Below are 22,602 nucleotides of genomic sequence, written 5' to 3'. Positions count from 1 at the left end.
CCGGTGGCGCGCGGGCCGGACGGCCGACACGGCCGAGGAGACGCCCCTGAAGTTCAATGCGGGAGCGGTCGACGATGTTCCCGGCGTCGGGGGCGCCCGCCGAGGCCTGGGCAGTGCTGTAGCGCTGTGTGGTTGGCCGGATCCTTTTCGTAGGCGCGGGCCCGGGCCGGTCGGCGCGCCCCGACGGTGTCGGTGGTGTGCGGCATGATGCGTGGCGTGACCGCACGACTGATGCTTCTCGACACCGCCTCGCTGTACTTCCGCGCCTACTTCGGCGTCCCGGACTCCGTGAAGGCGCCGGACGGCACCCCGGTGAACGCCGTGCGCGGGCTGCTGGACTTCATCGACCGGCTGGTCAGGGACCACCGGCCGGACCTGCTCGTGGCCTGCATGGACGCCGACTGGCGACCGCAGTGGCGGGTGGACCTGATCCCCTCCTACAAGGCGCACCGGGTCGCCGAGGAACACGAGTCCGGTCCGGACGAGGAAGAGGTACCGGACACCCTCTCCCCTCAGGTGCCGGTCATCGAGGAGGTGCTGGACGCCCTCGGCATCGCCCGGGTCGGTGTCGCCGGCTACGAGGCGGACGACGTGATCGGCACGTTCACCGCGCGCGCCGACGGCCCGGTCGATATCGTCACCGGCGACCGCGACCTCTACCAGCTGGTGGACGACGAGCGCGGCGTGCGGGTGCTGTACCCGCTCAAGGGCGTCGGCACCCTGCAGACCACCGACGAGGCGTGGCTGCGCGAGAAGTACGGGGTGGACGGACAGAGGTACGCGGATCTGGCGCTGCTGCGCGGCGACCCGAGCGACGGCCTGCCGGGTGTGCCCGGCATCGGCGAGAAGACCGCCGCCAAGCTGCTCGCCGAGTTCGGCGACCTGGCCGGGATCATGGCGGCGGTCGACGACCCGAAGGCGAAGCTCACGCCGTCGCAGCGCAAGCGGCTGGACGAGGCGCGGCCCTATGTCGCGGTGGCACCGAAGGTGGTCCGGGTCGCCGGTGACGTACCGCTGCCGGAGGTCGACACGACACTGCCGAAGGCCCCGCGCGACCCGGAGCAGCTGAACACCCTGGCGGCCCGCTGGGGTCTGGGCGGTTCGTTGAATCGCCTGCTGACGACGCTGGAAGCGTGAGGCGGAGCATTTTCCCGGCAAAACACCGGTAAAACAGGCTCAGCAAGTGTTCATGGAAGAGGCGGCAACCAGGAAAGAGGTGCTAACTTAGGTAACCCTAACCATTGGACCAGGAGGCCGGCCATGGCAGAGCGCCCGGGACGTAAGCCGCGTAAGCCGCAATCCGCCCAGGTCGTGCGTACCGAACGACTGACCCCGCACATGCAGCGCGTGGTCCTCGGCGGCGACGGACTGGCCGGCTTCGCCGCGGACACCTGCACCGACCACTACGTGAAACTCCTCTTCGGACCGGAGGGCGTCACCTACCCGGACCCCTTCGACCTGGAGCAGATCCGCGCGGAGTACCCGCGGGAGCACTGGCCGGTGACCCGGACCTACACGGTGCGCTCCTGGAACCCCGAGCTGCGGGAACTGACCCTGGACTTCGTCGTGCACGGCGACGAGGGCCTGGCCGGGCCGTGGGCCTGCCGGGTACAGCCCGGCGAGACCGTGCACTTCATGGGCCCCGGCGGCGCCTACTCCCCCGCCGCGGACGCCGACTGGCATCTGCTGGCCGGCGACGAGAGCGCACTGCCCGCGATCGCCCGCTCCCTCGAGTCCCTGCCCACCGGCGCCCGCGCCTTCGCCTTCATCGAGGTGTCCGGGCCCGAGGAGGAGCAGAAGATCGACTCCGACGTGGAGGTCGTCTGGCTGCACCGGGGCGAGCGGCGGGTCGGTGAGGCCCTGGTCGCGGCCGTCCGGGCCCTGGAGTTCCCGGAGGGCCGGGTGCACGCCTTCGTCCACGGCGAGGCGAGCTTCGTGAAGGAACTGCGGGCCCTGCTGAGGGTCGAGCGCCAGATCCCGCGCGACGACCTGTCGATCTCCGGCTACTGGCGCCTTGGCCACAACGAGGACGGCTGGCAGGCCTCCAAGCGTGACTGGAACGCCCGTATCGAGGCGGAGCAGGAGGGCGGCGCCGCCGCGGCCTGAGCAGCCCCGGGCCGTGGCCCGAGAAGCCCCGGGCCCGGGCAGAGGAAGCGGAACGTCCTGATCGACCGCCGCACCGCCGCGGCCGCGAGCGCCGGCAGCGCCCCGACCGTCGCCATCGCCCAGTCGAGCGGGTTGAAGTCGGCCATGTGCCGCGTCCAGCCGGGCACCTGGGACGGCGCCATGAACCGCGCACCAGGACCGCGATGCCCGCGACCCGCCCGGGTAGTCGGCGTTCATCAGCGCGGCCCGCATGGTGGGGCCGAGCGCGTCAGCTCCACCAGGAAGCCGCACACCCACCCGGCCTCCGCCTCCACCATGCGCAACTGGTCGAGGACTTACAGCCGCTCCTCCAGCAGCCGGGCCACCTCGGCGGGCACGGCGGCCAGGCGGTCGCCCTGCCGCTCCACGTCCGTCACCTCGTTGCGGATCCCGGCGGCCATCGGCACTCACCCATACACGCGATGTATCGCGTTCGGGCGCCCGCCGTAAGAGCGTGAGGACTTGGGCCCGCTCCGGACACGCCGGCGTGACGCGGTCGAAACAGCTGGTCCCTAATTTCTGTCGCTCGACAGGAAGTCCGCCTGACAGGCAGGTACCGCCGTGACGACGACCGACGACCGCTCGCTGAAAACGACCGCCGACCACTCCCTGGAGGAGTTCGGCTACCGCCAGGAGCTGCACCGCAGCCTCGGCAGGTACGCCTCCTTCGCCGCCGGGTTCTCCTTCATCTCCGTACTGACGACCGTCTTCCAGTTCTTCGCCTTCGGGTACGCCTTCGGCGGCCCGGTCTTCTTCTGGGCCTGGCCCGCCGTGCTGGTCGGCCAGCTGCTGGTGGCCGCCTGCTTCGCCGAGCTCGCCGGGCGCTATCCCCTCTCGGGTGCGATCTACCAGTGGTCCTCACGTCTGTCGAACCCGTCCTTCGGCTGGTTCGCGGGCTGGATCATGGTGATAGGGCAGATCGTGGTGGTCGCGGCGGCCGCGCTCGCCCTGCAGATGGTGCTGCCCGCGCTCTGGTCCGGCTTCCAGCTGATCGGCACCGACTCCACGCCGACCTCGCCCGACGGCGCCGCCAACGCGGCCGTCCTGGGCGTCGTCCTGCTGGTGCTGACCACCCTGGTGAACATCCTGGACAACCGGGTGATGTCCGTGATCAACCGGGTCGGGGTGACCGCCGAGATCATCGGCGCGGTGCTGATCGTCGTACTGCTGCTCACCCATTCCAGGCGCGCCCCCGGCATCACCTTCCACACCGGGACGGCCGCCGAGGGCGGTCTGCTCGGCGCGTTGCTGGTCGGTTCGTTCACGGCCGCGTACGTGATGATCGGGTTCGACAGCGCCGGTGAGATGAGCGAGGAGACGCACCAGCCGCGGCGGACGGCGCCGCGGACGATCCTCACCGCGTTGTCCGCCGCGGGCCTGCTCGGCGGCCTGGTCATCCTCGGCGGCCTGCTGGCCGCGCCCAGCCTGACCGACGGGCACCTGGGCGTCGACGGGCTGAGCTACGTCCTCACCAGCAGCCTCGGGGACGGTGTCGGGCGGGTGCTGCTGGCCGACGTGGTGGTGGCGATCGCGGTGGCGACGCTGGCGATCCAGACCGCGGCCTCCCGGATGCTGTTCTCCATGGCACGGGACGGGCAGCTCCCGTTCGCCTCACGGCTGGCCCGGGTGAATCCCCGTACCGGCATGCCGGGTGCGCCGGCCGTGGTGGTGGGGGTGCTGGCCGCCGTACTGCTCCTGCTCAACTTCGCCTCCCCGGACGCGTTCCTCGCGATCGGGACGACGTGCATCGTGCTGCTGTACCTCGCGTACGCGATGGTCACCGGACCGCTGCTGGTGCGGCGACTGCGCGGGGAGTTCCGGGCCGAGGGGGCGGACGAGACCGGGGCGCCGTTGTTCTCACTGGGACGGTGGGGGGTGCCGGTGAACGCGGTGGCGCTGCTGTGGGGCCTGGTGATGGCGGTGAACCTGGCGTGGCCCCGGGGTGCGGTGTACGACCCGGCCGGGGGTCACTGGTACTTCCGGTGGTTCACCGTGCTGTTCCTGACCGGGACCGTGGTGGTGGGCGGTGCCTGGCGGCTTGTGCGGGCGGAGTCGCGACGTGCGGTCGCCGCCACCCGTACCCTTGCTGCAAATGAGACGTAAGACCTCTGCCCCGCCTTCGCCTCTTCCCCAGCGGCAAGGGGTGGACGCCGTCCGGGTGCGGTTGCCGTTGTCCGAGGAGTGGGCCACGGTCGGTGACTACCTGATCGAACGCCTCTCCGGAGCCGCCCCCGGCGTCGTCGCCGACATGCTGGAGTCGGGGCTGGTCGTGGGCGTCGACGGACGCCCCGTCGGCGCCCGATCCCCCTACACCCCCGGTCTCCACCTCTGGTTCCACCGCGACCTGCCGCCCGAGGTCCCGGTCCCCTTCGCCCTCGACGTCGTCCACCGCGACGAGCACCTCGTCGTCGTCGACAAACCGCACTTCCTCGCCACCACGCCCCGTGGCAGTCACGTCACCGAGACCGCGCTCGCCCGGCTGCGGCGGGAGCTGGACATTCCTGAGCTGGGTGCGGCCCATCGGCTGGACCGGCTCACCGCCGGGCTGGTGATGTTCGTCGTGCGGCCCGGGGAGCGGGGCGCGTACCAGTCGTTGTTCAGGGAGCGGCGGGTGCACAAGGAGTACGAGGCGATCGCGCCGTACGATCCCTCGCTGGCCCTGCCCCGGACCGTGCGGAGCCGGATCCTCAAGGACCGCGGGGTGCTCGCGGCCCGGGAGGTCGACGGGCCGGTCAATGCCGAGACCCTGGTGGAACTCATCGAGCACAGCGGCGAGTTGGGCCGGTACCGGCTCACCCCGCACACCGGGCAGACCCATCAGCTGCGGGTCCACATGAGCGCGTTGGGCGTGCCGATCCTCGGCGATCCGCTGTACCCGGTCGTCACCGGCCCCGTGCCGGCCGGTGACTTCCGGCGTCCGCTGCAACTGCTGGCGCGGAGGCTGGAGTTCACCGACCCGGTCACGGGGGTGGCGCATCGGCTGTGCAGCGCTCGGACGCTGGCCGCCTGGGAGTCGTACCGGGACTGGAACGGCCGCAAGGTCGTCTAGTGCCGCGGCAGGCAACGTCGGCCCGTGACGGAGCAGCGTCCGGTGCGTGCGCTGGTGGTCCCCGGCGGTGCGAAGATCCCTAGCGGCCCAGCCACCAACGGCGCAGCCGTGGCCAGATGCCGCGCGGTTCGGCCGCCGGCTCCGGCACACCCGAGGCAGGGGGCGCCACCGGCTCCGGGGCGATCGGCGCCATGGCCGGGCCCGGGGTCGAGGCCGGGGTCGGGGTCGGCCGGACGGTGCCGATCTGCCAGTCGGTGCGCTGCGGCGGCACGAGGGCCGGACTCGGCATGAGGGTGACGTCCTGCTTCGGCTTCGGGTCGAAGCGCACCGGCAGTTCCACCAGGTGCCGGGAGGCGATCGACGCCCGCCAGCGCAACTCCTCCTCGTCGCAGTCGAGCTGGATGTCGGAGAGGCGGGTCAGCAGCTGGTCGACCCCGACGTCGGCGATGGCACGGCCGATGTCCTGGCCGGGGCATTCGTGCGGGCCGCCACCGAAGGCGAGGTGGGAGCGGTTGCCCTGCATGTTGGCGCTGAGGTCGGGGCGGACGCGCGGGTCGACGTTGCCCGGCGCGGGCGCGTAGAGGAGTCCGTCGCCCTTGCGGATGCGCTGGCCGCCGAGTTCCGTGTCCTGCTTGGCGAAGTAGGCGAAGACCGTGCTGAAGGGGGGCTCGTCCCACAGGGACTGCTCGATCGCCTCGGGCACCGTCATCTGGCCGCCGTTGAGCTGGGCCCGGAAGCCGGGCTCGGTGAGGACCATGCGCAGCGCGTTGGCGAGGAGGTTGGCCGTGGTCTCGTAGGCGGCGATGAGGACGACCCGCAGGTGCTGGGCGACCTCGTCGTCGTTGAGCCGTGCCGGGTGGTTGATGAGGTGGCTGGTGAAGTCGTCCTCGGCGCGGGTCCGGCGGCGGGCGGTGAGCCGGGTCAGGCAGCCCATGACGTACTCGTTGCTGGCGATCGCCGTCTGGGTGCCCTTGAGCATGTCCCGGGCCGCCTCCACGATCCGGTCGTTGTACTCCTCGGGCATGCCGAGCAGTTCGCACATGACCGCCATCGGGAGGTGCTCGGAGTACTGGGAGACCAGCTCGGCGCGGCCGTTCTCGCAGAACTCGTTGACCAGCAGCTGGGTGTAGCGGCCGATGAGGCGGCGGATGCTGCGGTGGTCGATGGTGGTCATGGCGCCCTGGACCGCCGCCCGCAGGCGCAGGTGTTCGTCGCCCTCGGCGTGGGAGCAGATGGGCTGCCAGGCGATGTGCGGCATCAGGGGGTGGTCGGGCTTGACCATGCCTTCGCGCAGCGGGGTCCAGATGCGGCTGTCCCGGGTGAAGACGGCGGGGGTGCGGACCATCTGGAGGTTCTCGGTGAGTCCGAGGACCACCCAGACCGGTACGTCGTCGTGGAGGAGCACGGGTGCCACCGCACCGTGTTCCTGGCGCAGCTTCTCGTAGAGCTCGCCCAGATGGTCCGCGTCGGCGCCGAAGAGCCGCTGCAGTCCGCCGGGGCCGCGGTCGTGCGCGGGGCCGCGGTCGTGCGCCGGACAGCCGGGCGGTGGGGCCGGGTCCGTGCCGGGTGCGGCGGGTCGGGGGGATTCTGGCGTCACAGTGATCGCTCCGGAAGAGGTGTCAGGTGAGCGCGCCGGACATGGCGAGCGAGTGCAGGAAGCGCATCAGCGTCATGAGGACGTCCCGGCTGGAGGCCCGGCGGCGGGCGTCGCAGTCGACGATGGGGATCTCGGGGGGCAGGTCCAGCGCGGTGCGTAGTTCGTCGATGGGGTAACGGGGTCCGTCCGGGAAGGAGTTGACGGCGACGACGAAGGGCACTCCGCGCTCCTCCAGGCGGCCCATGACGTCGAAGCTGACCTCCAGGCGCCGGGTGTCGATGAGGACGACCGCACCGAGGGCGCCCTCGAACAGGCCGTTCCACAGGAACCAGAAGCGTTCCTGGCCGGGGGTGCCGAAGAGGTAGAGCACCAGCTGGTCGGTGATGCTGATCCGGCCGAAGTCCATGGCCACGGTGGTGGCGGTCTTGGATTCGGAGCCGTAGTTGTCGTCGACCCCGATGCCGGCCTGGGTCATGGTCTCCTCGGTGGTCAGCGGTCTGATCTCGCTGACGGAACCGACCATGGTGGTCTTGCCGACTCCGAAGCCGCCCACGATCACGATCTTCACCGCGGCCTGGGCGGTGTGCGGCAGGTGGTCCTCGGTGCGGGGGCCGGGGATCATCTCAGAGCCTTTGAAGTCCATGCATCACCGCTTCGAGAAGTGAACGGTCGGGGAGCGCCTGACGGACGATGGGGGCGCGCGCCTGCACCAGTTCGGCCGTGATCAGCTCCGTGATCAGTGCCGTCATGGCACTGAACGGCAGGTTGAGGTAGGCCGAGAGCTCGGCCACGGACAGGGGCGCGAGACAGAGCCTGAGCAGCACCGCCTGCTCGGGCGTGACGGAGGGAGGAGGGTCGGCGCGCGCCACGATTAAGGTGACCAGGTCGAGTTCGGCCCGTGCGCCGTCGGCGCCGCTGATGACGTAGAGCCGCTCGGGGTTCTTGTTGTCGCCGTCCTCGCCGCCGCTCTCGGGGAGCGGCGGCACGGACGGGATCGGCGGCTGGACGTGTTCCGGGTTGGGCAGGCGCCGTTTGCGTTGCGGAGGAGTCATACGGTCTGCCCGTTGCGCCGGGGCGGGCTGGTGAGGTGGGCGCCGATGCGGACGACGAGGTCGCGCATCATCTCGCTCATCCGGCCCGGTTCGCAGGTCACGTCGGCGAGCACCGCGAGGTAGGCGTTGGCGCCGGCTGACATGAGGTAGAAGTAACCTCTGTCGATCTCGATGAGGACGAGGTTCATGTCGCCGTTGCTGATGGGCAGTTCCTGGGCGACGGCACCGGCCAGGCTCTGCACGCCCGCGCAGGCCGCGGCGAGCCGGTCGGCCGCGTCGGGGTCGCCGCCGTGCCGGGCGATGCGCAGTCCGTCGGCGGAGAGCACGACGATCATCTCGACGCCCGGTACTCCGTCGGCGAGTTGCTTGAGCATCCAGTCGAAGTTGCCTCGCTGCTGGATCACTTGAGGTCCCCCTCGTCGTCGGCCTCGGGGCCGGCCGGGTCGTTGATCAGGTGCAGGTACTTGGTCGGGTTCCGGGTGAAGTCGGTGGGGTGGACACCCGGGTTGTTCTTCTTGAGCCCCTCCCAGAACGCCTCGACCCAGAGGCCGGGTTCACGGCGCTCCGGCTCCGGCTTCACGGGCTCCGGTTCCTTGTGCTGCGACCAGACGGTCGGGGTGCCCTCGCGTTCGGCGCGCTCGATGGCGGCCTGCTCGGCGAGCCGCTGGCTGAGCGGCGTCTTCATCCGGCTGCGCCGCTGCGGCAGGCCGCCCGCGGTCCATTCGGTGACCTCGGGGACGTCGTCCTCCATGGAGATCCCGGCGGGGATGCGGGGGCTGGTGGGGCGGCGCCGCTTGGGCGGCCGCTTGGGTCCTTCGAGGGCGCCGAGCTCGGGCTTCGGGATGCCGGTGGCTCCGATGCCGTGGGCGATGCCGGGGGCGGGGTCGGTGGTCATCATGTCGCTGGGCACGATGAGGACGGCCCGGACCCCGCCGTACGCCGAGGCGCGCAGCGAGACGTCCATGTTGTACGTGGTGCACAGGCGGCCGACGACGGAGAGGCCGAGGCGCGGGTTCTCGCCGAGCACCTGGATGTCCTTGCCCTGCTTGGCCTTCTCCAGCAGGTTCTCCAGGCGGCCGCGGGCTTCCTCGTTGAGGACGACACCGGCGTCCTCGATCTCGATGCACACGCCGGACTGCACCTCGACGGCGGTGACGTGCACCTTGGTGGAGGGCGGCGAGTAGCGGGTGGCGTTGTCGAGGAGTTCGGCGGCCGCGTGGATGATCGGCTCGACCGAGGTGCCCTTGATGTTGACCTGGCAGATGGAGTGCAGTTCGATGCGCCGGTACTCCAGGATCCGGGACATGGCGCCGCGCAGCACGCTGTAGAGGGCGACGGGGTTGGGCCACTGGCGGCCCGGCCGGCCGCCGCCGAGCACGGAGACCGAGTCGGCGAGGCGTCCGATCAGCGCGGTGCCGTGGTCGATGCGCAGCAGGTCGTCGAAGACCTCGGGGTTGCGGCCGTGGTCCTCCTCCATCTCCCGCAGTTCGTGTGCCTGCTGGTGGACGATGGCCTGGACACGGCGGGCGACGCTGACGAACGAGCGCTCCAGGGAGTCCCGCTGGAGGTCTTCCTCGTCGACGATGTCGAGCATGGTGCGGATCAGCAGGCGCTGCGGCTCGGGGGCGTGGCGCAGGTGGGGGTCGAGGTCGAAGACCTGGCGGATCACCTCTTTGGGGGACTCGCCGGCCTTCAGCCGGTAGAGCGCGGTCGGGAACACCTCCTTGGCGAGGCGTTCGATCTCCTGCTCATGGGCGAGGAGGCGCCGTTCCAGATACGCGCTGTGACGGTCGTGCTCGGCCCGGGCGTCCTGGAGCTCACGGCCGCGCCGTACCGCCTCCGCCGCCGTCGCGAGCACCAGCAGCGTGCCGACGGCACCGCATACGCCGACGGCGATCCGGGCGGATTCCGCCACCAGGACGACGGCGGCGGCGGTCGCCGCGGCCATCAGTATGGCGGGCAGCAACAGCACACGCGCCAGGGAAAGTTCACGGCCATTGGGAGGCGGTTGCACACTCACCATGTATGCCTTCTGAGACGAATCGGCTGGGTGTCGGGGGACTTCGTGGGGGGAAGGTTCATGGAGCAGTCTGGATCTTCCGTATGTTTGGGAACAGGCGCACGAATTCACCTCAACTCGGTGCGCCGCGGGCGAGCTTAGTCCGACCGGATCAACGCCGTGTCATATTCGGCAAGCACCTGAAAACACCCGAATGGGCGGAGTACTCTCGGTCGTTTTGCACGCACGGGATTCGTTCGAACACAATCTGTCACAGCACATGCGCGTGCGGAGTCACTCACCGTGACGAGTGAAAGAGCCCCTCAGACGCCGACGATCCGCAGCGCGGCGTCGGCGGTGGCCCGGGCGAACTCACGGGCGGGGCGCTCGGGTTCGGAGCGGTGGATCAGGATGACGCCCTCGATCAGCCCGAAGACGAGATCGGTCCGCAGCTCCAGCTCGCCCTTCGCCTGGCCGCCGCCGGCTGCCGTGGCGGCGATCAACCGCCGGTAGGCGTCCTTGAGTTCGGCGCGTACGGCACGAAAGCCGGCGAACCGCTCGGCGTGCACCTCGGGCAGCAGGTAGAGCGCCCCGAGGTTGTGCGGCCCCGCGCAGAGCAGCTCCACGTCGGCCCGGCACAGAGCCCGCAACCGCTCCGCGGCCGGGGTCGCGTCGTCCGCGAGCAGGTCACGCGCGTAGGCCAGGGACGGCGTGACGGTGGACTCCAGCAACTCGGCGAGGAGTTCCTCCTTGCCGGAGACGTAGTGGTACATGGACGCCTGCCGCATGCCCGCACGCTCGGCCACGGCCCGGGTGGTGGTGGCCGCGTACCCCCGGGTGGTGAACAACTCGGCCGCCGCCGCGAGCAGTTCGGCCCGCGGTTCCAGACCGCTGTCCGGCCGCTGCACGACCCGCGGCCGCCCGACCCGACGGCCACCGCTGCTCGTCCCCATGCGTTCGATCCTCGCACACACCGCCACCCGACGATCACGCGCCCACGCACGACACGAAACCGCGGCACCCCGCACGGAACAGGACCGCGGCACCACACGGCCCGGAACCGCCACACGCCCCCCCGGCCACCACCCCACACCCCCGTGAGCCCTCGGTAACCGCCCCGGAACGCCCGTGCAACGCGCCCGACGCGGCCCGCCCCTAATTTCTGTCGGGCGACAGAAACAACCCGAGCCCAAGCGACCGGAGGTCGAGCGATGGCGACAGCGACCACATACGGAGCCCGGGCGCACGCCCGCGCGCAGGAGGGCACCCGGGCCGACGCGATGCCGGTCGTCCCGGCCGCCGACTGGCCCGACCCGCCCTGCGAGGCCGGCCACCTGGTGTGGGCCGAGACGGTGGCCGGCGGCAACTACACCCACCGCGTCCTGGCCCGCGGCACCGAGCTGCGCCTGACCGACCGGCACGGCGACGCCTGCGCCCACCTGCTGCTGTACGTCGCCGACCGCCCCTGGGAGCGGCTGAACGTCGCCGACACGGTCAAGGTGCAGTGGAACGCCTACCTCGGCGAAGGGGTCCTGCTCCTGTCCGACCAAGGCCGGGTACTGGCCTCGGTCGTCGCCGACACCTCCGGCCGCCACGACGCCCTGTGCGGCACCTCCACCCTGGTCCGCAACACCGACCGCTACGGCGACGGCACCCCGCAGTCCCCCTCCCCCGCCGGCCGCGAGCTGTTCAAGCTGGCGGCGGCCAAGAACGGCCTGGAACCCCGCGACCTGCCCCCCTCCCTGTCGTTCTTCCAGGGCGTGGCGGTGCGCGACGACGGCACGCTGGACTTCACCGGCTCGGCCGGCCCCGGCGGCAGCGTCACGCTCCGCGCCGAGCAGGACCTGACCGTCCTGATCGCGAACGTCCCGCACCCCGCCGACCCCCGCCCCGACTACGTCAGCACCACCCTGGAGGTGCTGGCCTGGCGCGCCGCCCCGACGTCGCCCGGCGACCCGCTGTGGGACGCCACCCCCGAGGGCCGTCGCGCCTTCCTCAACACCACCGGATTCCTCGCCGCGAGGGGGCTCGCATGAGCACGGACAGGGGGACCGCCGTCGTCCCGGCCCGCGCCGCCTGGTCCGGCGTGATCCGCGAGGGCGAGACGCTGACCATCACCGACCTGCACGGCAACCAGGCCGTCGACTTCCTCGCCTACGACGCCCACGACACGGCCGTCCGCTACAGCGCGCCCGACACCATCCACGCCCAGGGCGGCATCTTCCTCACCACCGGCAGCGTCCTGCTCTCCAACGAGCACACCGCGCTGATGACGGTGACCGAGGACGAGGTCGGCCGCCACGACACGGTCGGCGGCGCCTGCTCCAAGGAGTCCAACACCCTGCGCTACGGCCACCACACCTGGTCCCAGCACGCCTGCGTGGACAACTTCCTGGCCGAGGGCGCCAGGTACGGCCTCGGCAAACGCGACCTGGTCTCCAACATCAACTGGTACATGAACGTGCCCGTCGAGCAGGACGGCACCCTCGGCATCGTCGACGGCCTCTCGGCGCCGGGCCTGAAGCTGACCCTGCGCGCCGACCGGGACGTCCTGGTCCTGGTCTCCAACTGCCCCCAGATCAATAACCCCTGCAACGGCTTCGACCCGACCGCCGTACAGATGACGATCACCGGAGTCGCGGGATGACCTTCCACACCCTGCTGGTCGCCAACCGCGGCGAGATCGCCGTCCGCATCATCCGCACCGCCCGCGAACTGGGCCTGCGCACGGTCGCCGTGTACTCCGACCCCGACCGCGCCGCACCCCACGTACGCCTGGCCGACGAGGCGGTCCGGCTCGGGCCGGCGCCCGCGAAGGAGTCGTACCTGGACGCCGATCTGGTCCTGAAGGCGGCCAAGGACACCGGCGCCGACGCCGTCCACCCCGGTTACGGGTTCCTCTCCGAGGACGCCGCGTTCGCCCGGCGCTGCGAGGAGGCCGGGATCGTGTTCGTGGGCCCGACCCCGCAACAGCTGGAGCTGTTCGGCGCGAAGCACACGGCCCGGGCGGCGGCCCAGGCGGCGGGCGTCCCGCTGGCCCCGGGAACAGGGCTGCTGGCGGACCGGGACGAGGCGCTGCGCGCGGCTTCGGCCATCGGCTATCCCGTCATGCTCAAGGCCACCGGCGGAGGCGGCGGTATCGGTATGTCGGCTTGTCGATCGGCAGGCGAGCTGACCGAGGCCTGGGAGCGGGTGCAGCGGGTCGCCGCCGCCTCCTTCTCCTCCGCCGGGGTCTTCCTGGAACGCCTGGTCGAGCACGCGCGCCACGTCGAGGTGCAGGTCTTCGGGGACGGGGCGGGCCGGGTCGTCACCTTCGGCGACCGGGACTGCTCCCTGCAGCGCCGCAACCAGAAGGTCGTCGAGGAGGCCCCCGCCCCCGGTCTGCCGCCCAAGGTGCGTGCCCGACTCGCCACGTCCGCCCGTGACCTGTGCGCCTCGGTCGGCTACCGCTCCGCGGGCACGGTCGAGTTCGTGTACGACGCGGCCCGCGAGGAGGCCTACTTCCTGGAGGTCAACACCCGCCTCCAGGTGGAACATCCGGTCACCGAGCAGATCTACGGCGTCGACCTGGTCGCCTGGATGCTGCGCCTCGCGCGGGGCGAGACCGACGTCGTACGCGACCCGGGCGCACCGCGCGGGCACGCCGTGGAGGCCCGCGTCTACGCCGAGGACCCGTCCCGCGACCACCGGCCCAGCGCGGGTCTGCTGACCCGGGTGGAGTTCCCGGAGGGTGTACGCGTCGACGGCTGGGTGGAGACCGGCACCGAGGTGACGACGTCGTACGACCCGATGCTCGCGAAGGTGATCGCGTACGGCTCCGACCGCGCGGGGGCGCTGCGCGAGCTGGACCGGGCGCTCGCCCGCACCCGCGTCGACGGCATCGAGACCAACCTGGGCCTGGTGCGCGCCGCGCTCACCGAACCCGCCTTCCGTGCCGCCACCCACTCCACCGCGACCCTCGCCACGGTCACCGACCCCACCCCCCGGATCGAGGTCGTCTCGGCCGGCACCCTCACCACGGTCCAGGACTGGCCGGGCCGCACCGGCTACTGGCAGGTGGGCGTCCCGCCGAGCGGCCCGATGGACGACCGCTCCTTCCGCCTCGGCAACCGCGCGCTCGGCAACCCGCAGGGCGCGCCCGGCCTGGAATGCACCCTGCAGGGCCCGTCGCTGCGCTTCACCCACCCCACGACCGTCTGTGTGACCGGCGCCCCGGCTCCGGTGACCGTCGACGGCTCCGCCGTCCCCCAGTGGGAACCGGTGACGGTCCCGGCGGGCGCGCTGCTGGAGATCGGCGCCCCCTCCGAGCACGGCCTGCGCACCTATGTCCTGTTCGCCGGCGGCGGTCTGGACGTCCCGGCCTTCCTGGGCAGTGCGAGCACCTTCACGCTGGGCCGGTTCGGCGGCCACGGCGGGCGGGCACTGCGCACGGGTGACGTCCTGCACGGCGGCGCCGTGACGGCGGGCGAGCCCGTGGCCGAACGCCCGCGCTTCACCACCGTCTGGCACCTCGCGGCCGTCGAAGGCCCGCATGCCGCCCCGGAGTTCTTCACCGAGGACGACATCCGTGACTTCTACGCGGCCGAGTGGAAGGTGCACTTCAACTCGGCGCGCACCGGGGTCCGCCTGGTGGGGCCCAAGCCGCGCTGGGCGCGCACCGACGGGGGTGAGGCGGGCCTGCACCCCTCCAACATCCACGACACCCCCTACTCGGTCGGCGCCGTCGACTACACCGGCGACATGCCGGTCCTGCTCGGCCCCGACGGCCCCTCACTGGGCGGTTTCGTCTGCCCGGCGACCGTCCTCAGCGGTGAGCGCTGGAAGCTCGGCCAGCTCCGCCCCGGCGACACGGTCCGCTTCACCCCGGTCGACGTGACGGGCGAGCCCCGCCCCGAGATGGCCGACGGCGGGGTCCTGGCGCGGGACGGGGACGTCACCTACCGCCGCAGCGGTGACGACAACCTGCTGGTCGAGTTCGGCCCGATGCAGCTGGACCTGGCGCTCCGCATGCGCGTCCACGCGCTGATGGAGGCGGTGACGGCGGCGGCCCTGCCCGGGGTCACGGACCTCACCCCCGGCATCCGCTCGCTCCAGATCCGCACGGACCCGGCCACCCTCCCGCAGGCCGAACTCCTGGCCGCGGTGCGCAAGACCGTCTCGGCGCTGCCGCCCACCGACGAACTGGTGGTCCCCTCCCGCACGGTCCACCTCCCCCTCTCCTGGGACGACCCGGCGACGCGGGAGGCGATCGCCCGCTACATGGCGGGCGTCCGCGACGACGCCCCCTGGTGCCCCTGGAACATCGAGTTCATCCGCCGGATCAACGGCCTGGACTCGGTCGAGGACGTCTACCGGACCGTGTTCGACGCGGAGTACCTGGTCCTCGGCCTGGGCGATGTCTACCTGGGCGCCCCGGTCGCCACCCCGCTCGACCCGCGCCACCGCCTGGTCACCACCAAGTACAACCCGGCCCGCACCTGGACCGCCGAGAACTCCGTCGGCATCGGCGGCGCCTACCTGTGCGTCTACGGCATGGAGGGCCCGGGCGGCTACCAGTTCGTGGGCCGTACGACCCAGGTGTGGTCGGGTTGGCAGCAGCGCGGCGCTTTCGAGCCGGGCTCGCCCTGGTTGCTGCGGTTCTTCGACCGGATCAGGTGGTATCCGGTGAGCGCGGACGAACTCCTCGACCTGCGGGCCGACATCACCTCCGGCCGGTTCGTGCCGCGGATCGAGGAGGGCACCTTCTCCCTGGCGTCGTACCAGGACTTCCTCTCCGCACACGCGGACGGCATCGCGGAGTTCAGGGCACGTCAGCAGAAGGCGTTCACCGCGGAGCGCGACGCCTGGGAGGCGGCCGGCGAGTTCGCGCGGGCCGAGGCGGCCACGGCCCCCGCCGCCGCACCGGCCGAGGTGTCGGTACCACCGGGCGGCAGGCTGATAGAAGCCGAGTTCGCCGCATCGGTATGGCAGTTGAACGTCCGGCCGGGCGACGAGGTGGCGTCCGGGCAGCCGCTGCTCGCCCTGGAGGCGATGAAGATGGAGTCCAGGGTGCACGCGCCGATGGCCGGTGTGGTGACGGAGATCCTGGCACGGCCCGGCGACCAGGTGGAGGCGGGCACGGCACTGCTCGTCCTGGCCCCGTCCGCCCCGGCCGCGAACTGACCCCGAGGAGCGCAGAACATGTCCAGCACCCTCTCCCGTGTCCGCGCCGCCTACGCGCGCATCGAAGCCGTCGGCCGTCCCGAGATCTGGATCGATCTGCGCCCGCGGGAGGAGACCGAGGCGGAGGCCCGGGCGATCGACGCACGGGTGGCCGCCGGCGAGCGACTCCCCCTCGCCGGGCGGCTGTTCGCCGCCAAGGGCAACATCGACGTCCGGGGCCTGCCCACCACGGCGGGCTGTCCGGCGTACGCGTACGAGCCGGCGGCCGACGCGCCCGTGGTGGCGCGGCTGCGTGCGGCGGGCGCGCTGGTGCTCGGCACCACCAACCTCGACCAGTTCGCGACGGGCCTGGTGGGCACCCGCTCCCCGTACGGCGCGGTGCGCAACGCGATCGACCCCACCAGGATCAGCGGCGGCTCCAGCTCGGGTTCGGCGGTGGCGGTGGCCCTCGGGATCGTCGACTTCGCCCTGGGCACGGACACGGCGGGTTCGGGCCGGATCCCGGCGGCCTTCAACGGCATCGTCGGCCTCAAACCCACCCGGGGCCTGGTACCGACGGCCGGGGTGGTGCCGGCCTGCGCCTCGATCGACTGCGTGACGGTGTTCGCCCGCACCCTGGCGGAGGCCGAGCAGGCACTGGGCCATGCCGCCCGGCCGCCGGAGCGTCCGCTCCCGATCCTGCCCCAGCGCACGCCCGGCCCCTGGCGTATCGCGGTCCCGCCCCTCGAACACCTCGGTGAGCTGGACGAAGGCTGGGCGCGGGCCTACGAGGAGACGGTCGCCCGGCTGAGCGCCGCCGGCGCCGCCGTCCGCCCGCTCGACCTGGCCCCGTTCACGGAGGCGGCGGCGATGCTCTACGAGGGCGCGTTCGTCGCGGAGCGCTACACAGCGGTGGGTTCCTTCGTCGACAAGTCGATCTCATCGGGTGCGGAGGGTCTGGACCCGACCGTGGCCGGCATCATCACCCGGGCCCGTGACATCCCGGCGCACCGGCTCTTCACCGACCAGGAGCGGCTCGCGGACCTGCGCGCCCGCGCCCTGGCCGAGCTGGCCGACGCGGACGCCTTCCTCCTGCCCACGGCACCCGGCCACCCGACCCTGGCGGAGGTGGCGGCCGACCCGCTGGGCGCCAACGCCCGGCTGGGCCGCTTCACCAACTCCACGAACCTCTTCGACCTGGCGGCGGTGGCGGTTCCGGCCGGCGAGGTGAACGGCCTTCCCTTCGGTGTGATGCTGATCGGCCCGGCGTTCACGGACGAACGCCTGGCCACGATCGCCCGCACCCTGGAGCCGAGGGTGAGCCTGGCGGTCCTGGGCGCCCATCTCACGGGCCAGCCCCTCAACTCCCAGCTCCTGGCACAGGGCGCGGTACTGGACCGCACCACGACCACGGCCCCGGCGTACCGCTTCCACGCCCTGCGGACCGACCCGCCCAAGCCGGGCCTGGTGTACGTGGGCGAGGGCGGCGCGGCAATCGAGACGGAGGTGTGGACGCTCCCGGCGGAGGGCCTGGGCCGCCTCCTGTCGTCCCTCCCCCGCCCGATGACCCTGGGCACCGTGGAACTGGCGGACGGCACCACCGCCCCCGGCTTCCTGTGTGAACCGAGCGCGCTGACGGACGCCGAGGACATCACCCGGTACGGAGGCTGGCGAGCCTTCCTGGCAGGAGCCTAGAACGGCGCCCCGTCAAGGGCGCTGGGGGTACCCCCGGCCGAAGGCTGGGGGCGGAACTGCGTGACCAGCCCCCAGGCACCCGCACCCACCGCTCAGCGATCACCCCACCGACGAGTAGGCCACAACCCCCCGCAGCACCAGATCCACGGCCTTGCGCGCAGCCTTCCCCACCGTCGACCCCTCACCCACCGGCGCCGCCGCGGACAGCTGCCCCAGCACGTCGATGACCTGCTTGCACCAGCGGACGAAGTCCCCCGCGGGCATCTCGGCCTCCCGGAGCACCTCGTCGAGTCCCGTCCCGGAGGCCCACATGTACACGGCCCAGGCGAACCCGAGGTCGGGCTCACGCTGCCCGACGCCCTCGGTCTGGTTGATACGGAACTCCTCCTCCAGGGCGTCGAGCCGCCCCCAGATCCGCACCATCTCGCCGAGCGCGGCCTTGGCCTTGCCGGAGGGCAGCTTCGGGGCCATCGCGTCGTCCCCGACCCGGGCCTCGTACACCAGCGCCGAGACGCACGCGGCGAGTTCGGCGGGGCCGAGCCCCTCCCAGACGCCGCCGCGCAGGCATTCGCTGGCGAGCAGGTCCAGTTCCCCGTAGAGCCGGGCCAGCCGCCGTCCGTGTTCGGTGACCTCGTCGCCGCGCAGGTAGTCCAGTTCGGTCAGCAGGGCGACGATCCGGTCGAAGGTGCGGGCGATGGTGTTGGTCCGGCCCTCGATGCGCCGCTCCAGCTGTGAGGTGTCCCGCAGCAGCCGGTGGTAACGCTCGGCCCAACGGGCGTGGTCCTCACGATCGTTGCACCCGTGGCAGGGGTGCGCGCGGATCGCGGTGCGCAGCCGGGCGATCTCGCGGTCGTCGGCCGCCTGCGAGCGCTTCTTGCGGGCCCGCTCCGGCGGGATGTGCCCGGCCTTGGTGCGCAGCGCGGAGGCGAGGTCGCGACGGGACTGCGGGGAGCGGGGGTTGAAGGACTTGGGGATGCGCATCCGCTCCAGCGCCTCGACGGGCACCGGGAAGTCGATCGACGCCAGCCGCTTGACCTGCCGTTCGGCGGTCAGCACCAGCGGGCGCGGCCCGTCGTGCTGTTCGAAGCCGCGGTGGCCGTTGGACCGCCCGGCGGGCAGCCCGGGGTCGAGGACCAGCGCGAGCCCGGCGTACTTGCCCGTCGGCACGTGGATGACGTCGCCCGGCTTGAGCTTCTCCAGGGCCACGGCCGCCTCGGCGCGGCGCTGGGCCACGCCCTGCCGGGACAGTTCGGTCTCACGGTCCTTCAGTTCCCGGCGCAGCCGCGCGTACTCGTCGAAGTCGCCGAGGTGGCAGGTCATGGACTCCTTGTAGCCGCTGAGCCCTTCCTCGTTGCGCTGCACCTGCCGGGAGATCCCGACGACCGACTTGTCGGCCTGGAACTGCGCGAACGAGGTCTCCAGCAGCTCCCGTGAGCGGTGCCGCCCGAACTGCTCGACCAGGTTGACCGCCATGTTGTACGACGGCTTGAAGCTGGACCTCAGCGGATACGTGCGGGTACCGGCGAGCCCGGCGAGGTGCTCGGGGCTCATCCCGCGCTGCCACAGCACCACCGCGTGGCCCTCGACGTCGATGCCGCGGCGGCCCGCACGGCCCGTCAGCTGCGTGTACTCGCCGGGGGTGATGTCGGCGTGCTGCTCGCCGTTCCACTTGACGAGCTTCTCCAACACCACCGACCGGGCGGGCATGTTGATGCCGAGCGCGAGGGTCTCGGTGGCGAACACGGCCTTGACCAGGCCGCGTACGAAGAGTTCCTCGACGACTTCCTTGAAGGTGGGGAGCATGCCCGCGTGGTGGGCGGCGATGCCGCGCTCCAGGCCCTCCAGCCACTCGTAGTAGCCGAGGACGTGCAGGTCCTCCGGCGGGATGGACGAGGTGCGCTCCTCGACGAGAGCGCGGACCTGTTCCCGTGCCTCGTCGTCGTTGAGCCGCAGGCCGGCGTGCAGGCACTGCTGGACGGCGGCCTCGCAGGCGGCGCGGCTGAAGATGAAGGTGATGGCGGGCAGCAGGCCCTCGTTGTCGAGCCGTTCGATGACTTCGGGGCGGCCCGGGGTCCACACCCGGGAGCTCTGCCGGCGCTCCCGCTCCCGGTCGGCCTCGCGCATGGCGCGGCCGCGCCTGCGGTCCTGGTACGACGGCCGCTGTGCCTCCATGCGGGCCAGCCGGGCGAGGTCGGGGTTGACGGCCTTCTTGTGGCCCTCGCCCTCCTCGAACAGGTCGTACATCCGGCGTCCGGCGAGCACGTGCTGGAACAGCGGGACCGGGCGGTGCTCGGAGACGATGACCTCGGTGTCGCCGCGGACGGTGTCGAGCCAGTCGCCGAACTCCTCGGCGTTGGAGACGGTCGCCGACAGGGACACCAGGGTGACGGACTCCGGGAGGTGGATGATCACCTCTTCCCAGACGGCGCCGCGGAACCGGTCGGAGAGGTAGTGGACCTCGTCCATGACCACGTACCCGAGGCCGATCAGGGTCTGGGAGCCCGCGTACAGCATGTTCCGCAGGACCTCGGTGGTCATGACGACCACGGCGGCGTCCGGGTTGATGCTGTTGTCGCCGGTGAGCAGGCCGACCATGCCGTCGCCGTAGCGGCGGCAGAGATCGGCGTACTTCTGGTTCGACAGCGCCTTGATGGGTGTCGTGTAGAAGCACTTCTTGCCCTGCATGAGGGCGAGATGGACGGCGAACTCGCCCACGATCGTCTTGCCGGAGCCGGTGGGGGCGGCCACCAGTACGCCCTTTCCGGCTTCGAGTGCCTGGCAGGCCTCGATCTGGAAGGGATCGAGGCCGAAGTCGTACATCTCGCGGAAGGACGCGAGCGCGGTGGCCTGCTCGGCGGCCCGCCTGCGGGCCGCCGCATACCGCTCGGCCGGTGAGAGATCCTCTGTCATCGTGCTTTCGAGCGTACCGGTCCCCACTGACAAGAGGACGATCATTATCCGGAAGAGGGGACGACGGACGACGAAGAGGTGCCCGTGTCCTGGGACGCGGGCACCTCCGGGGCTGGTGACGGGGCCTGTCAGGTCACGTCGTCGTAGCCGTTGACGCGCTCCGGAGCCTCGGACAGCGCGCGGTTCGCGGAGACGGTCTCCACCTCGCCGATGTCCTCGGGGGTGAGATCGAGGCGGGAGGCCTCGTCGTCGTCGAGGCCGCTCTCGTCGCGCAGGCGCTTGCGCCGGTCGTTCAGCAGCGAGAACACGACCGCGCCGAAATACAGCACCCAGATCGGTCCGGCGAGCGCCAGCATGGTCAGCGGGTCGGTACTCGGGGTGGCCACGGCGGCGAAGACGGTGATGCCGAGGATCATGGCCCGCCACCAGCCGAGCATCCGCTTGCCGCTGATGATGCCGGTGAGATTGAGCATCACCAGGAGCAGCGGCAGCTCGAAGGAGAGACCGAAGACGATCACCATACGGGTGACCAGTTGCAGCAGGTCGTCGAGCGGCAGCAGGTTGCTCACGCGGTTCGGCGTGAACTGGAGGAGCACCTTCGCAGTGGTCGGCAGGACCTTGTACGCGAAGTACGCGCCGCCGAAGAAGAGCGGGGCACCGGTCCCGACGAACGCGTAGGCGTACTTCTTCTCGTGCCGGTGCAGGCCGGGGGCGACGAAGGCCCACAGCTGGTACAACCAGATCGGCGAGGCGACCACCACACCGGCCATCAGGGAGACCTGGAGGGCCAGCGTGAAGGGCGCGAGCAGACCGTTGATCGTGATTTGGGCGCACGGCTGGGAGTGCGACTTGGCCCTGGCCAGCTCCCCGAAGCTCTGCGCACACCCGACCGAGTCGAGGACCGGCTTGGTGAGGAAGTCGATGATGTCGTTGTAGAAGAAGGCAGCGACCACCGTGACAACGACGATGGCCAGCATGGCCTTCGCGAGCCGGTTGCGGAGCTCACGCAGGTGATCCGCGAGAGGCATCCGCCCCTCGGGATCCTTCTCCTGTTTGCGGGCAGACTTGGGCAACCCACGTCCTCATCTCGTGCGGCAGGCCGGGGGCTACCGGCCCTGCGTCAGCGCTGGGTGGTGTCCGAGGGTTCGTTGACCGGGCGGGAGCTGGTCACGTCACCGGGGGACGCCTGGATGGTGCGCTGGGCCTGGGGCTGCTCGCCGGAGGCGGGCGCCTGGGAGGTGGTGCTGCCCTCTTCCTTCATCGCCTTGGCCTCGCTCTTGAGGATGCGCGCGGACTTGCCGAGCGAGCGGGCCATGTCCGGAAGCTTCTTCGCGCCGAACAGCAGGATGACGACGACAAGGATGAGAATGATCTCGGGGGCTCCGAGCCTTCCGAACATAAGTCTTTACCTTCTCACCGAGGCGGCTGGGTGGGGTGCTGTCCGATCGGTCGGACATGCGTCCGAGTGATCGTGCTCTCAGCGATCGTAACGCTCAGGGGTAAACGTGAGGCAATCCCCGTGCGTACTCCCGGTCCGCGGAACGTGCCTCGTTCTCCGTGCCGCGAGCAGCAGCGTACCCGCCGGGGCGGTCGACGTGACAGGGCGAAGTGACGCAAACCGCTTGCGGCCCACTACTCACACCGCCTTCACAGTGCGTCGACAGTCCTGGCCGCGCTCCCGGCCGCCCGCTCCAGGTCCTCCGCGGCGCGGTTGATGCGCCGTGCCGACTCCGTGACCTGTGCCCCCAGCCGCCGCGCCTCCACGAAGACCCGTACGGCGAGGACACCGAGCACGGCGAGACCCACGAAACCCACAGCCACCGCGACCATCGCCCAGAACATGGCACCGAGCCTAGACGGTGGGATGCAGCCGCAGGGTCCTGACCCCGCCGCCGGTGAGCAGTTCGACGATCCGCTCGCCCGAGGAGGCCAGGCCGGAGGCCCGGCACTCGGCATCCGAGGCCCGGTACTCGGTGCCGGAGGCCCGGCGCCCGCTCCCTGGGCGGGGGCAGGC

18 protein-coding genes and 1 pseudogene are annotated in these 22,602 nt (G+C 71.4%); 8 read left to right on the top strand and 11 right to left on the bottom strand.

Annotation, left to right across the window (positions count from 1 at the left end):
* Positions 1–207: 207 nt before the first annotated feature.
* Positions 208–1,137 carry a 5'-3' exonuclease gene (locus tag ABZ646_RS01950; RefSeq protein ID WP_360511980.1) on the top strand — a complete coding sequence of 310 codons (930 nt, stop codon included), beginning with the start codon at positions 208–210 and terminating at the stop codon, positions 1,135–1,137.
* Positions 1,138–1,260: 123 nt separating this feature from the next.
* On the top strand, positions 1,261–2,106 hold the full coding sequence (locus ABZ646_RS01945; RefSeq protein WP_360511934.1) for a siderophore-interacting protein: 846 nt from the start codon (positions 1,261–1,263) through the stop codon (positions 2,104–2,106).
* Between the two features lie 47 nt (positions 2,107–2,153).
* On the opposite strand, the pseudogene ABZ646_RS01940 reads toward ABZ646_RS01945, so the two are convergent.
* Positions 2,154–2,297: pseudogene (locus ABZ646_RS01940) on the bottom strand (ABC transporter permease); the annotation flags it as partial.
* Positions 2,298–2,706: 409 nt separating this feature from the next.
* Between ABZ646_RS01940 and ABZ646_RS01935 the strand changes: the two are divergent.
* Positions 2,707–4,248, top strand: a complete 1,542-nt coding sequence (locus ABZ646_RS01935) for an amino acid permease (RefSeq protein WP_360511932.1) — start codon at positions 2,707–2,709, stop codon at positions 4,246–4,248.
* Positions 4,238–5,194: an RluA family pseudouridine synthase gene (locus tag ABZ646_RS01930; protein WP_360511930.1), complete on the top strand. Its 957-nt coding sequence runs from the start codon at positions 4,238–4,240 to the stop codon at positions 5,192–5,194. The genes ABZ646_RS01935 and ABZ646_RS01930 overlap by 11 nt, the downstream gene beginning before the upstream one ends.
* 79 nt (positions 5,195–5,273) lie before the next feature.
* Here the strand turns inward: ABZ646_RS01930 and ABZ646_RS01925 are convergent, their stop codons facing one another.
* From ABZ646_RS01925 to ABZ646_RS01900, 6 genes are all read right to left on the bottom strand, one after another.
* Complete coding sequence (locus ABZ646_RS01925) at positions 5,274–6,791, bottom strand: cytochrome P450 (RefSeq protein WP_360511928.1); 1,518 nt, start codon at positions 6,789–6,791, stop codon at positions 5,274–5,276.
* 22 nt (positions 6,792–6,813) lie between these two features.
* On the bottom strand, positions 6,814–7,434 hold the full coding sequence (locus ABZ646_RS01920; protein ID WP_360511926.1) for an ATP/GTP-binding protein: 621 nt from the start codon (positions 7,432–7,434) through the stop codon (positions 6,814–6,816).
* Complete coding sequence (locus ABZ646_RS01915; protein ID WP_360511924.1) at positions 7,415–7,843, bottom strand: DUF742 domain-containing protein; 429 nt, start codon at positions 7,841–7,843, stop codon at positions 7,415–7,417. The genes ABZ646_RS01920 and ABZ646_RS01915 overlap by 20 nt, the downstream gene beginning before the upstream one ends.
* The gene (locus ABZ646_RS01910) at positions 7,840–8,247 is read right to left on the bottom strand and encodes a roadblock/LC7 domain-containing protein (RefSeq protein ID WP_046726726.1); all 408 of its coding nucleotides are present in this window, start codon (positions 8,245–8,247) and stop codon (positions 7,840–7,842) included. Before ABZ646_RS01910 ends, ABZ646_RS01915 begins: the two co-directional genes overlap by 4 nt.
* Entirely contained in the window at positions 8,244–9,866 is a 1,623-nt protein-coding gene (locus ABZ646_RS01905; protein ID WP_360511922.1) for an ATP-binding protein, read from the bottom strand. The genes ABZ646_RS01910 and ABZ646_RS01905 overlap by 4 nt, the downstream gene beginning before the upstream one ends.
* Positions 9,867–10,165: 299 nt before the next feature.
* The gene (locus tag ABZ646_RS01900) at positions 10,166–10,795 is read right to left on the bottom strand and encodes a helix-turn-helix domain-containing protein (RefSeq protein ID WP_360511920.1); all 630 of its coding nucleotides are present in this window, start codon (positions 10,793–10,795) and stop codon (positions 10,166–10,168) included.
* 258 nt (positions 10,796–11,053) lie between these two features.
* On the opposite strand from ABZ646_RS01900, the gene ABZ646_RS01895 reads away from it, so the two are divergent.
* The 4 genes from ABZ646_RS01895 to atzF are packed head-to-tail and all read left to right on the top strand — an operon-like array spanning position 11,054 to position 17,678.
* Positions 11,054–11,878: an urea amidolyase associated protein UAAP1 gene (locus ABZ646_RS01895; protein ID WP_360511918.1), complete on the top strand. Its 825-nt coding sequence runs from the start codon at positions 11,054–11,056 to the stop codon at positions 11,876–11,878.
* The gene (locus tag ABZ646_RS01890) at positions 11,875–12,489 is read left to right on the top strand and encodes an urea amidolyase associated protein UAAP2 (RefSeq protein ID WP_360511915.1); all 615 of its coding nucleotides are present in this window, start codon (positions 11,875–11,877) and stop codon (positions 12,487–12,489) included. The genes ABZ646_RS01895 and ABZ646_RS01890 overlap by 4 nt, the downstream gene beginning before the upstream one ends.
* The gene (locus tag ABZ646_RS01885) at positions 12,486–16,004 is read left to right on the top strand and encodes a 5-oxoprolinase/urea amidolyase family protein (RefSeq protein WP_360511913.1); all 3,519 of its coding nucleotides are present in this window, start codon (positions 12,486–12,488) and stop codon (positions 16,002–16,004) included. Before ABZ646_RS01890 ends, ABZ646_RS01885 begins: the two co-directional genes overlap by 4 nt.
* Positions 16,005–16,022: 18 nt before the next feature.
* Complete coding sequence (atzF, locus tag ABZ646_RS01880; protein ID WP_360511911.1) at positions 16,023–17,678, top strand: allophanate hydrolase; 1,656 nt, start codon at positions 16,023–16,025, stop codon at positions 17,676–17,678.
* 99 nt (positions 17,679–17,777) lie between these two features.
* Here atzF and ABZ646_RS01875 read toward each other — a convergent pair whose 3' ends face one another.
* The 4 genes from ABZ646_RS01875 to ABZ646_RS01860 all read right to left on the bottom strand — a co-directional run bounded on the left by ABZ646_RS01875 (position 17,778) and on the right by ABZ646_RS01860 (position 22,430).
* Complete coding sequence (locus tag ABZ646_RS01875) at positions 17,778–20,633, bottom strand: DEAD/DEAH box helicase (RefSeq protein ID WP_360511909.1); 2,856 nt, start codon at positions 20,631–20,633, stop codon at positions 17,778–17,780.
* 83 nt (positions 20,634–20,716) lie between these two features.
* Positions 20,717–21,661 carry a twin-arginine translocase subunit TatC gene (gene tatC, locus ABZ646_RS01870; RefSeq protein WP_360511907.1) on the bottom strand — a complete coding sequence of 315 codons (945 nt, stop codon included), beginning with the start codon at positions 21,659–21,661 and terminating at the stop codon, positions 20,717–20,719.
* Between the two features lie 47 nt (positions 21,662–21,708).
* Positions 21,709–21,987: a Sec-independent protein translocase subunit TatA gene (tatA, locus tag ABZ646_RS01865; protein WP_360237225.1), complete on the bottom strand. Its 279-nt coding sequence runs from the start codon at positions 21,985–21,987 to the stop codon at positions 21,709–21,711.
* 248 nt (positions 21,988–22,235) lie between these two features.
* A complete protein-coding gene (locus tag ABZ646_RS01860; RefSeq protein ID WP_360511905.1) occupies positions 22,236–22,430 on the bottom strand; it encodes a hypothetical protein in 195 nt (64 codons plus the stop codon).
* Positions 22,431–22,602: the final 172 nt, after the last annotated feature.

It is taken from the genome of Streptomyces sp. NPDC007162 (genome assembly GCF_040634175.1).
Classification (GTDB): domain Bacteria; phylum Actinomycetota; class Actinomycetes; order Streptomycetales; family Streptomycetaceae; genus Streptomyces.
The sequence above is the reverse complement of the archived record's forward strand: the minus strand, read 5'-3'. Positions and strand labels throughout refer to the sequence as shown.

Coding starts and splice junctions, on each gene's coding strand:
- ABZ646_RS01950 (WP_360511980.1), top strand. CDS start 208: ATGCGTGGCGTGACCGCACGACTGATGCTTCTCGACACCGCCTCGCTG.
- ABZ646_RS01945 (WP_360511934.1), top strand. CDS start 1,261: ATGGCAGAGCGCCCGGGACGTAAGCCGCGTAAGCCGCAATCCGCCCAG.
- ABZ646_RS01930 (WP_360511930.1), top strand. CDS start 4,238: ATGAGACGTAAGACCTCTGCCCCGCCTTCGCCTCTTCCCCAGCGGCAA.
- ABZ646_RS01920 (WP_360511926.1), bottom strand. CDS start 7,434: ATGGACTTCAAAGGCTCTGAGATGATCCCCGGCCCCCGCACCGAGGAC.
- ABZ646_RS01915 (WP_360511924.1), bottom strand. CDS start 7,843: ATGACTCCTCCGCAACGCAAACGGCGCCTGCCCAACCCGGAACACGTC.
- ABZ646_RS01905 (WP_360511922.1), bottom strand. CDS start 9,866: ATGGTGAGTGTGCAACCGCCTCCCAATGGCCGTGAACTTTCCCTGGCG.
- ABZ646_RS01900 (WP_360511920.1), bottom strand. CDS start 10,795: ATGGGGACGAGCAGCGGTGGCCGTCGGGTCGGGCGGCCGCGGGTCGTG.
- ABZ646_RS01895 (WP_360511918.1), top strand. CDS start 11,054: ATGGCGACAGCGACCACATACGGAGCCCGGGCGCACGCCCGCGCGCAG.
- ABZ646_RS01890 (WP_360511915.1), top strand. CDS start 11,875: ATGAGCACGGACAGGGGGACCGCCGTCGTCCCGGCCCGCGCCGCCTGG.
- ABZ646_RS01885 (WP_360511913.1), top strand. CDS start 12,486: ATGACCTTCCACACCCTGCTGGTCGCCAACCGCGGCGAGATCGCCGTC.
- atzF (WP_360511911.1), top strand. CDS start 16,023: ATGTCCAGCACCCTCTCCCGTGTCCGCGCCGCCTACGCGCGCATCGAA.
- ABZ646_RS01875 (WP_360511909.1), bottom strand. CDS start 20,633: ATGATCGTCCTCTTGTCAGTGGGGACCGGTACGCTCGAAAGCACGATG.
- tatA (WP_360237225.1), bottom strand. CDS start 21,987: ATGTTCGGAAGGCTCGGAGCCCCCGAGATCATTCTCATCCTTGTCGTC.
- ABZ646_RS01860 (WP_360511905.1), bottom strand. CDS start 22,430: ATGTTCTGGGCGATGGTCGCGGTGGCTGTGGGTTTCGTGGGTCTCGCC.